The following is an 11,479-nucleotide window of genomic DNA, read 5'->3' as shown; positions in this document are numbered from 1 at the left end:
CTGACGGCTCTGGCACCCCGCTTTCGGGGACGCGCAGCAATGATATCTGGCTGATCGACCTGACAACGGCGCTTGGTCCGAATGGCGTGCTGAACCCTGGTGACACGACAACGGCGCTTGCCGTTTCGCTGTTACTTGATCCGGCGGAACGTGCGCCGTTCGAACATGGGGTGCGCGTGTTGCCGGGGGCCAATGCCGCACCGGTGATTGTAGAGGATTCCCGGACGGACGCCGCAATCAGCGAACTTTATAGCCAAAAGATAACGGCGGTTGATGTTGACGGCGATCCCATCGGTTTCGTGCTCATGCAGGGGCCGGAAGGCATGGTGATCGACGCGGTGACGGGCGTTATCTCATGGACACCGGGGCGCGAGGCGGATGAAACCTCCTCGGTTCTGGTGCGCGTCTATGACGATCAGGGCAGCTATAGCGATATTTCATGGGATATTGCGATCAGCGCCGGTGTGAACCACGCGCCCGGCATCGTGCCGCCGAACGCGGTCATCACCCTGACCGAGGGTGAGGAGATGCGCCTGCCGGTGATCGCGTCGGATCAGGACAATGACAGCATTCTTCTGTTTGCGGACAACCTGCCGAAAGGCGCCTATCTGGACCAGCAGACGCAGGAACTGGTCTGGCGGGTTTTGCCGGGCCAACGCGGCGTTTACGCGAATGTCCAGATCGGCGCCAGCGATGGCGCGAAAGAAACGACGGAGCGATTCACCATAATCGTCTATCCCGGCAATGCAGCACCCGTGGTTGCAACGCCGCAGCGCCTGACCGTGCGCGAGGGTGATCCGATCCGCATTCCGCTGGTCGCCTTTGATCCCGAAGGGGAGGGGTTGAGCTTCCGCGCGCCGGTTCTGCCTGCGGGTGCCGTCATCAACCCGAAAACCGGGCTTTTCGAGTGGACACCGCGTTTTGACCAGAAGGGCAGCTATTCCATCCCGGTTCTGGTTTCCGATGGGGCGACAACGGTGCAGGTCTCCATTGATCTGGAGGTGGTGAACGCCAATGGCGCACCGGTCCTGCAAGGGTTCGAGGATTGGACCGTGGCCGAAGGCCAGGCGATTTTCTTCCGCACCACCGGTTTCGATCCTGACAATCCGCTTTTCGTGCTGCCGGAACGTGATGACAGCGGCGCTTTGGTCTATTACACCGGGTCGCAGCGCGAAAGCATGACCTATACCATGACGGGTCTGCCCGAGGGTGCAACCTATCACGCCGGAACCGGCCAATTCGCCTGGACCACGGATTACGCCGACGCGGGCCGTTATGTCGTTCATCTGACGGCGCGGGATGATGGCGACGGCACGGGGGCTGCGCTGGAGCGCAGCCTTGATATTGTGCTGACCGTCACCGATGTAAATCGCCCGCCGGTCTTGCCCGACCTTCCCAACCGCAACGTTCAGGCCGGTGCAACGCTGGATATCCCGCTCGCTTCGGTTGACCCCGATGGTGGAGCGTTGATTGTTTCCGCCTTTGCAGTGCGCACGGGTGGCGCGGATCAGCTTTCGATTGACCCGAATCCGGTGCCGCTGGACGGAACTTCGCCGCTCGGTTCGCTGATCCTCGATCAAAACGGCGACTACCTGTTGCGCCTGACCCCGCAGGCACTGGACCGGGGCAATTGGCGGATCGAGTTGCGCGTTGCCGATGACGGCAACGGGCAAGCGGGGAATGTGCAAAGCGACACCGGTAGTTTCATCCTGACGGTTGCAGCGGAAAGCCTTGGGCCAAAGCTGACACCCGTGGCGGGGCTGGTGGCGCTGACCGGTTTGGCGACCGAATTCGTGTTCAACGCCAGTGATCCGGACAGCGGCGTGATCACTTGGCAAGCGACTGGCCTGCCCGCAGGTGCAGTATTCGCGCCCACGGCAAGTGGAACGACGGCGCGGCTGTCTTGGGCGGCGGGCGCTGTGGATGCCGGGGAATATCAGGTCACTTTGAAGGTCAGCGACAGTTCCGGCAAGACTGACAGCATGGGTTTTGCGCTGCGGGTGCGCGCGACCAACGGTGCCCCGATCCTGACGCCGGTGGCGCGGCTGGACGTAGCGGAACTTGCCACGCTGACCCATGTGTTTGAGGCAGCAGACCCGAATGGCGACGCGCTGACCTTTTCGGCAACCGGGTTGCCGGGGGGTGCCATCCTTGATCCGTTGTCGGGCAAGCTGATCTTCAAGCCGCACAGCTTTCAGGCGGGGGAATATCCGCTGGTCGTGACGGCCAGCGATGGCAATCGCAGCACCAGCATCACTGTGCTATTGGTCGTCGCCAACACCAACCGCGCGCCTGTGTTCATTGCCACCCCGCCGCAGACCGGGCGGGAGGGCGATCCGCTCAGCTTCCGTTTGCTCGCCTCCGATATTGATGGCGACGGTATTTTGTTTGAGCCGGTCGGCGCGTTGCCACCGGGGATGAAGCTGGATGCGCGCACAGGCGTTGTCACCTGGACGCCGGAATATCTGCAAGCCGGAAGCTGGACCGTCACTTTGCGCGCACGCGATGCGGCCGGGGCAGCAACCGAGCAGGATGTGCAGGTCCGCATCCTCAACACCAACCGCGCGCCTGTTGTGACGGTGCAAAACCGTGCCGTTGTTTTGGGGGAAACGCTGGATACAATCCTTCGCGCCACCGATCCCGACAGCGACGATACCGTGGTCTTGCGGATCGACAATCTGCCGCCGGGAGCGAGTTTCAACGCGGCGACAGGGCGACTGCGGTTTACGCCGGATGCGGGGGATCTGGGCGATCTGGTGCTGCGGGTTGTGGCCTTTGACGGCTCGGTGGAAACCGCGGGCCCGATGGTGATCCGCGTGACGCGAGAGCCGGTGCCACCGGTTGCAGTGCTGGATGTGACACCCGGATTCCCGGCGTTGCCGGGGCAAAAGGTAACGCTTTCGGTCGCCGGGTCCGGTCTGGTTCCGGTGACGGGCTACCGGCTGACGCTGGATGGCAAGGTATTGGCGCTGGACAATCTGGGTCGTGCCAGCTTCGTTCCTGCGGTGCCCGGCAAATATACCGCCGTGCTGGAAGTCACCGATGCCGATGGCCGGGTTGGCCGCGCCGAACGGGTGATCGCGGTGCGGAATGCCACGGATCGGCGCGCGCCGGATCTGGTGCTGAACGTCACCGACGGCGCAGTTCTGGGCCTTGGTGACATCTCCGGGCGCGTCAGCGATGCCAGCCTCGATCAATGGCGCTTGTCTCTGATCGACAAGGGTGGCAATGCGCGCATCCTTGGGGCAGGGGGCGCAGAGCTTGACGGCGCGCTGGCGTCCTATGATCCGGCCCTCGTCCAGTCCGGCTTTTATACGCTTCGGTTGGAGGCGACGGACCTTGCCGGATTGCGCAGTACCCTTGACCGTACCGTCGAAATCCTTCCCACCGGCGCATCAGCCTTGCGGCGCGTGGAGACGGATGCAGTTGTCACGCTCGGCGGTGTCACACTGTCACTGCAACGGGTTCTGGACGCGCGCAATGCGGGCGCGGTGGGGGAGTTTGGCCCCGGCTGGCAAGCTGGTTGGGCCGATCTGAACCTTGATGCCGGACCGGCGGCCAACGGCAACCGCGCGCTGCGCGAAGGCGACCGGGTTCACCTGACCGCACCGGATGGCACACGGCTGATCTTTACAGCGCGCTTTGCCACCACGCGGATTGCCGGGTTCAATCAGGTTGAGCTGCTGTTCGACAGCTCCGTCGCCGGATATGCGCTGACACAGCGCGGGCCGGTGTTGATGGCGGCGGAAGGCGGAGTGTTCGATGCCGTTCTGGGCCTGCCCTATTCACCCTTCGCGGCGGTCGACGCGAGTCTCACGCTGACCACGCCGGACGGTACAGGCTGGCAGGCCGATGGCGCAGGCAATATCACCGGCATTGTGCAGAACGGTCACCGGTTGCGGGTTTCCGACAGTGGCATGATCGCCGCGAACGGTGACACGGTAAGCGTGATCACCAATGCCTATGGTGCGATTGCCGGGCTGCAACTGCCCGATGGCGCGCGCGTGATCTATCTTTACGACGCGGCGGGTCGGTTGAGCTTTGTCGGTCAGGCTGGCCGTGACCCGGTGCTTTACGGCTATGAAGCGACAGCGGCGGGTCGCCTGCTTGCGGTGACAGGGCCGAATGCGGCGTCTTACAGCTACCGCGCGGATGGTACGGTGCAAACCGTCGCAGGCGGGCATCATTTTGGTGTTCTGGCGGGTGCGACGGCGTTCGACACTTCGCTTGTGGCGAATGGTTCGGCCACTGCAACGATTTACCTGCGTGACAGCGAAATAGCCACGGCCGGGGGCCGCGTCCTGCTGCGGGTTGAGGCGACAGGACCGGGGGCCGCGACACTGCGCCTGAACGGGCAGGAGCCACTGTCTGTCAGCCAGACCACCGGGCGAAGTGTTGCAATCTTTGCGGTGGAGACCGCGGGACTGCATGTCGTGACCATGGCGGCGGCAATCGCGGGCGGTTACCGCTTGCAGGTTGCAGCGGCGGGTGACGTGAACAGCGATGGCACCGTGGACGGCACTGATCTGGCGGCCTTTGATCTGACCGCAAGCGATATCAACGGTGACGGCGTCGCGAATGCGCGCGACCGGGCACTTTTGATGCAGAACTTTGGGCTTCTGGCCAATTCCGCACCTGTCATCACTCCGCAAACCCGCAAAACCTATGCCGACCTCGCCATTCGTATTGATCTTGGCACGATGGCAGCGGACGCAGAGGGTGACGCGATCTTCTTTGAGGTTCTGGGCGCGAATGGTGGCGTGGCAGAGCTTGCGCCCGATGGCCGGACCTTGCTGTTTACACCGCAAGCGGGGCGGACAGGGGATGCGCGGATCTATCTGCGCGCCTCGGACGGACATCGCTGGTCGGATGTGACCGAACTGACGGTAGATATCTCCAGCGCGGCGCTGGAGGAAATCGAGTTTGCGCAACGCGCGCCCGAACTTGCCGATGGCGAACGCCGCGATTTCGCGATCTTCGGCGCTTTTGCCGATGGCGGTGTAGTGGCCCTGCCGGAAGGCTATGTCACGGTCAACATCGCTGATCCGACGATTGCAGCCATGCGGCGCGGCCAGTTGGAAGGCCGGAGTGACGGGTTTACCCGCCTGATCGCGACCCGGGGTGCGATTTCTGCCGCCACCGTCGTCCGCGTCGGTGCGTTGGACCCCTATGACCGCGCGCTGGTGAATTTCGGTGCCGATGTCTACCCCGATGCTGTGATGATCACGCCCGGCGCGTCGCGTCAGCTTTTGCTTTTCGACAATGATGGCACCAATGTCATCGCGACTCGCGCGGATGAGGTGATCAGCTACGTTGTCGATGGCAGCATCGTGCAGGTGACGGCGGATGGCAGGATCATCGGGCTGAAACCGGGTCAGACCACGGTGCAGGTTATCTTCCGCGCTACGGAAATACTGGTGCCGGTCACGGTTGTTGCGCCGGTTGTCGCGACGAATGTGCCTGTGGGGCGTGACGGTGGCATTGTCGCGAATACTGATGGCTATCAGGTCGCGATTGCGGCGGGTGCAATGCCCCGCGCAACTGCGGTGACGATCACAACGCTTGATCAGTCAGACCTCGACGCGCCACCGATGCCGACGGGCATGGGGTTTGAATTCGCGGCTGCCTTCAATCTGGATACCGGCGATGTGCCAATGCAGGTTCCGATGCAATTCGCGGTGCCGACCACCCTTGCCGCCGGGGAACGGGTGCTGTTCTACCGGATCTCGGATTTCGTGACCGAAGACGGCACGCTGGTGAAAGGTTATCAGGAAGTCGATTCCGGCTGGGTCGATGCGAATGGCGTCGCCCGCACCGCATCGCCACCGCATGACGGGCCAACCACCGCAGGGCAATATGCGGTGATGAAGGTTGGGGTCAGTCAGGCGCGGCAGTTGACCGGGATTACCAATGTTGCCCTGAAAGGCCCGCGCGACGCGGTTCAGACCTCTGCCTTCGTTGCAAACACAGGTGGTGGTGTGTTCATCGGCGCATTGAATGCGGGCGGCAATTTCACCATCACCTTGCCCAATGCGATCAAGAAAATCGCGGTGTCCATCATCAACGGCGAAACGCTGAAATTCGTGCGCTCGGCGTTTCTGACGGTGTTTGAAGGCATCACTGACATGGTGGTGAATATTGTCGGGACCGGTGGGTTGCTGGACCATCTGACCACGGAATTCCCGGTCATCGAAGAAACGACGGTCCGTTATACCGATGATCAGGGCACCGCGCTGACCACCAATCAGAAGCTGGAGCTGAAAGGCACCAACCTGTTCAAGACCGGCACGAATGCGCCGCCAAGCTATGTCGTCTTTGGCGATTTCCCCGAAGATGAGCTGCAAAGCAAACTGATGGAAATGGCGGCGGATGGCACGTTTGAACTGTTCCTGATCTCGGAAAATGGCGTCGGTCGCGCGATCCGCGCCGAAAGCCGGTCAGATGGTGGCAAGCAGATCCTCAGCGTCGATCCACCGCGCAGCGTTTCGGTGGGCCAGGTGCGGGTGGCGAAATTCGGAACGGAGTTCTCGCTCAGCCAGATTTTGCCTTCGCTGACATCCTATGCCGAAAGCACGAATATTTCGGGTGGCGTCAAGGATTTGGCGGTCCGCATCTCTGAAGCGGTTTCGATCAGTTCGGACTATCGCAACACCTATATGGTGGTGGAACGCGGGATCACGCAGCCCGATGGCACCAAAGTCACCAATGTTCACGGCACGATTGATCAGCTTGTGGTCGCGCGCGAAATGCCGCTTGATCCGGCGCAACTGACGCCGGCAGAGTTGAAGGAATACAACGACAGCGACAAGAAAATCCTGCCGACGCGGACGGAATTGATTGTCCGGATTCCGATTGGCGATCTGGATGCAACCGGCGCACCTACCGGGCAAACTGTCAGTCCGCAGAAGGTTGCAACAACGCCGGATGGAACGCGGCTTTATGTCTCACTGAAAGGTGTGGGCGGTATCGCGGTTGTCGATGCGGTGATGTATCGCCAGATGGATGCCAACGCACTGAAAGACGGCATCAACTATATCCAGATCCCCGGCAATCCGGCATTGACGGAACTCTTTTTCGATGCCAGCGGCAAACGTCTTTACACCATAGATACCAAAAGCTCGATGCTTTACGTTATCGGCACCAACCAGAACGATCCTTTCAGCTACAACAAGGTGATAGGCAGCATCAAACTGGGTGGCAAGCAATGGTCCAACCTCGATGCAACGCTGACCCCCGATTTCCAGCAGCTTGTGGTGACGCAGGTTGACACCGCTGGCGGGCAAGCGGGCGGGCGCATGGCGATCTATGATCTGGGGTCGCTGAATGCGGAAATGGGAAAACCGTCGCCCGATGCCGAAAAGGCCCTGGTGGCGGAATTCGGTTCCAAGGAAAATGGCAACGGCACCTTCCTGCGCAATCCGCGTGGGGTTCAGACGCGGTACGGGGTGGATGACGGCTTGGCGCGGATCATCGTGCTGGACAACAATTATCTGAACAGGGCCGAAAATTACGCCGGCAGTATCTTTGTCTTCAAACGGGACAGCGGCGGCACATGGGCGCGGGACTCTGTCACCTATTTCGCGTTTCCGATAGATGCCGACCACGATAGTTTCATTGATCCCTTCACCATTGCCGACCCCGTGGATATCGTCTTTTCGCGCGATGGCAAACTCGCCTTCGTTCTTGGTCAGCGGCGTTTCAATTCCGAGATGATGGAGCGCAACCCGAATATGGCAGCGGAGGAGTTCCCCATAATCTCCTCGCGCTATTACAACCCGGCGGGCACCAATATCGCGGTGATGACCGGCTTGCTTGGCGGGGATGATAACAGCGCGCCAAAAGTGGTCGGTGCCACCCGTGGCATTCCGCAAAGCTGGGGAACGGCGCTTGGCCTGACCTCGGACGGCGGCGAAGTGATCATGTCGGGCGGGCGTCTGGGAACAACGCTGGTCTATGACATCAAGAAGGTCGAAGACCTGCTGGCAGCCCTTAGAACCAGGAACGGGCAAAATTCACCGCTTGGCATGCTTTACGATTTCCCGATTGATGATCTGAGTGCTGAGGGCGATTTCAACCCGTTCGGCCGGCCGGTGACCGCGCCGGAATATCAGTATGAGATCGACGAGCGCGCGCTGTTTGCGCTCTATCCCGGCCAAAATGCCAATGGCGGTTTTGCACTTCAGGTCGGCACCCCACCGGGGTTTGAGCGGCGCACCCCCATCGTGACCGGAGGCGTGTTGAACGGCTCCACCGGGTTGCGCAGTTCGATCAACATGGCACCCGCCGGGGTTGACGGCGCGATGGATATCACCAAGGCGAAAAACCGGCTGAGTTTGCAGGAGTATCGCGGCACCGGCGGCTATCCGCAGCCTAGCTTCGTATTCCAGTTGAATGATCTGGGCAATGTCACCGGCATGACCTTCACTGTGGCAGCCGCTGATCCGGCGAACGGGTTGTTTGCCGACAACCCTGACAGCGACACAGTGCGGGCTTTGAAGGCGCTTGGTTGGACAGATGTGACATCTGGCGAAGGCCTTGTGAAAGTCGATGGCAACCGCAACCGGATTTACACCAAATACTATACGTTGGCGCAGGTCAAAGACCTGATCGGCGACGATGGCCTGATCCGCATCACCTTGTCAGGCGACACGCTGCTGACCTTTGGCCAGCAATATTTCTGGGGCGTGGAACTGCACCGCCAGTCAAACGACAAACAGCACGAAAGCGAATTCGCCGAGGCCGCCTTCACCGTGGAACCGCGTCGCCCGGCTGACGGGGAACGCTATGCCTCCGTCACGGTGGTAACCCATGGATTCAGCGCGCCGTTCATTGGCGGGGTGCTGGACGCAACCTCGATCTATGCGCTGGCGAAGGCGATTGCGGCGAATTCAGAAGGCGTGGTGATGGTCTACAGCCCCAAGTTCGCGGCTGGTGGCACCGATCCCGGTCGCATCGGCAACTGGGTCGCGCTGGCAGGTGATCCGCTGACCGCGAATTCGCTTGTGCTGTTGCCGGATTGGACGGATGCCAGCGTTGCCAATGAAGGCGGTTTTGCCGAAGCGGCGGCAGATGCGTTCTACGCCGATATTCTGAAACTGAACGATCTTATCCCCGGCATGTTGCAATCACCGCTGCATTTCATCGGCCAGGATCGCGGCGCGGCGGTGAATTCCGAAATCCTGCAACGGTTGCTGGTCAAATTTGGCGATGGGGGTCTGGGCGCCATTCATGTGACCTCCATCGACCCGATGATGACAAAACAGCCGCAGATGGTTGTCGACACCAACAAATACCTCGGATTGATCGGCAAAATGGCCACGCTGACCAAGGTAGGGCTTTATACTCTGGGTCTTGGATCCGCCTTCGTGACGGTGGTGTCACAAGGTGCGACTGCGGCGGTTACCGGACCGTTGACGGCAACCGCATTCCGCTTTGCGCGCATTGCTGCCAAGTTCGAGGATATTATCAAAGACACCCAGCGCGCGGTGACCTGGATCGGGCTCGACAAGCTCGACTACAGTGATTTCCGTGACCCGATTGTGGTCAACTGGAAAGGTGTGGGCTATGCCGACAACTATTTCCAGACGGCGGGGTATAGCCCGAAACGATCATCCTTCACCACGGTCGGTGCGCCGGTTCCGACGGCGGATGTGAATATCAACCTGAACGGTCGCCCCGGCTTCTTTGAAGATGACGCGGTGCCCAACTGGGATATCGGCTTTTTTGCTGAAAACCAATACGGCCTTGGCGTCGGAACATTGAACGCCCGCGCCGTGGGCTGGTATCTGGGGACGGCGGACGTTTCGGCGCAGACCTTCACGGGGGCAGGAGGCTCATCGGAAAATATCTGGCGCGGGTTGTCGGATCGTTTTGCCGAAGTGAAAACCGCTTATAGCGCGCAGATCCCGTTCTTCAGTTCGGTCAGTTTCGATATCGGCAAACTCGCGCGGTTCTATAACGATGGTTCCGATGCCGCCGCAGCCGGTTTGCCGCCCTCTGCTCACAATATTCTGCAAGACCCGGACGCTTATGAAAAGAACCTGCGCAGTTGGTACATCGCGCGCGAGGATGAAAAAGCAGCACGCGGCGTCTCGCCGAATATCACCGGCAACTCCGCCGAGGATTGGGAAGGTGTCGCGACCGGCTGGTTCTACTCGGCGCTGGGTGGTGGCGCGATGTTGCGCATCCACAATCCTGCCGCATCCGTGGCGCGGACAAAGGCTGACCCGGTGACGTTGAACAACTCTCCCGACAGCGACCACAAGGAAGTGCTGGAATCGGTGTTTAACGGCAACTTCGAAGCCTCCTACCGGCCGTTCTTCGGGCGGGTGCCCGTGCTGGGCCGTTCTATGTATGAAATCCCCGGCTGGTCCTTCCAAGGTGGCGGACTTGGCACTGTGGACAACACGCAGCCGGAAATGACCGAGTTTTCAACGGCAACCAAGGTCATGGGCCTGCCGTTGCCGGGGCTTTCCTCACTTTCACTGGAATTCGACACGACAAGGATCGTGCATCTGCTGATCGAAAAGGGCATCGCCTCCACCCCGGCGGACGCAAAGCCGATTGCCGAGATGATCGGCAAGTTCATCAAGATATTCTTCCCGGAATCGGGTGCGGAAATTGCGGCCGATCGTGGCGGCCCCACTGATCCCGATGCTGCGGATGCCGTTGACCCGAAGGACGGCTTCTTCAAGAACCTGCCCGCTCTGCTGGAACGGCTTAAATCCGGTGACCTGCGCAAAGTGCTGGAAGTGTTCGTCAATCTTGAGAAACTTGACGGCGACATCTTCGGGTTTGTCACCGACAGCAAGCGTTGGGACAAGATCCTCGACAAGGCCGACAACGACACGTTGAAAGAGGCGCAACGGCTGCATCGCTTGCAGATGGCCGAGAAATACGTTCGGGCAAACGACCCGAACCGCAACATCGCAGATCTGGAGCAGGACTGGGCGAAAAATACGATCAAGTCGCGGGATGAGGCCAAAAAGGCCTCCAAAGCCGCCAAGAAGATCGGGGAACTTCTGGATAAACTGCCCGCGATCCTGACCTATCTGCAAGACCAGTTTGCAGCCTGGAGCTTTGAGATTCAGCCGAATGATGCGCTGATCCACAACACGATGGCATTCCCCGACACCGAAAACCGCCTTGGGATTGATGTCAAATGGACCGCCGGAACAGGGGGCTGGGCCAACTTCCCCGAAGTGGTGAACGGCATCAAGGTCTTTGCGGAAATTGATGGATCGCTGATCGAACTGGTGCCGGAACCGGGCTATATCCCGTCGCTGACTTCCGGCAATTTCGGCCATTTCGAGCGGCTGATGTTCACTGTTCCGGACGGTGTAAAAGGTCATTCCGGGCGCTTGATCGTACAGCATACCCCCGGCGACGGCGCGCGTGAGGCTAATGCGGAGATCAGGCTTTACGTCGACAACATCAGCTTCGACGGCGGGCTGACCCTGACGGATTCGTCAGACGACAG

The 11,479-nt window shown here is 60.5% G+C and carries 1 protein-coding gene; it reads left to right on the top strand.

The genetic code is table 11. From position 1 onward, the window contains the following. A partial coding sequence (locus L0H65_RS07065; RefSeq protein ID WP_301458133.1) for a putative Ig domain-containing protein occupies positions 1-11,479 on the top strand: 11,479 nt, incomplete at both ends.

The organism is Pseudorhodobacter sp., from assembly GCF_030452865.1.
Taxonomy (GTDB): Bacteria; Pseudomonadota; Alphaproteobacteria; order Rhodobacterales; family Rhodobacteraceae; genus Pseudorhodobacter.
This window is presented reverse-complemented; position numbering and strand designations above follow the sequence as displayed.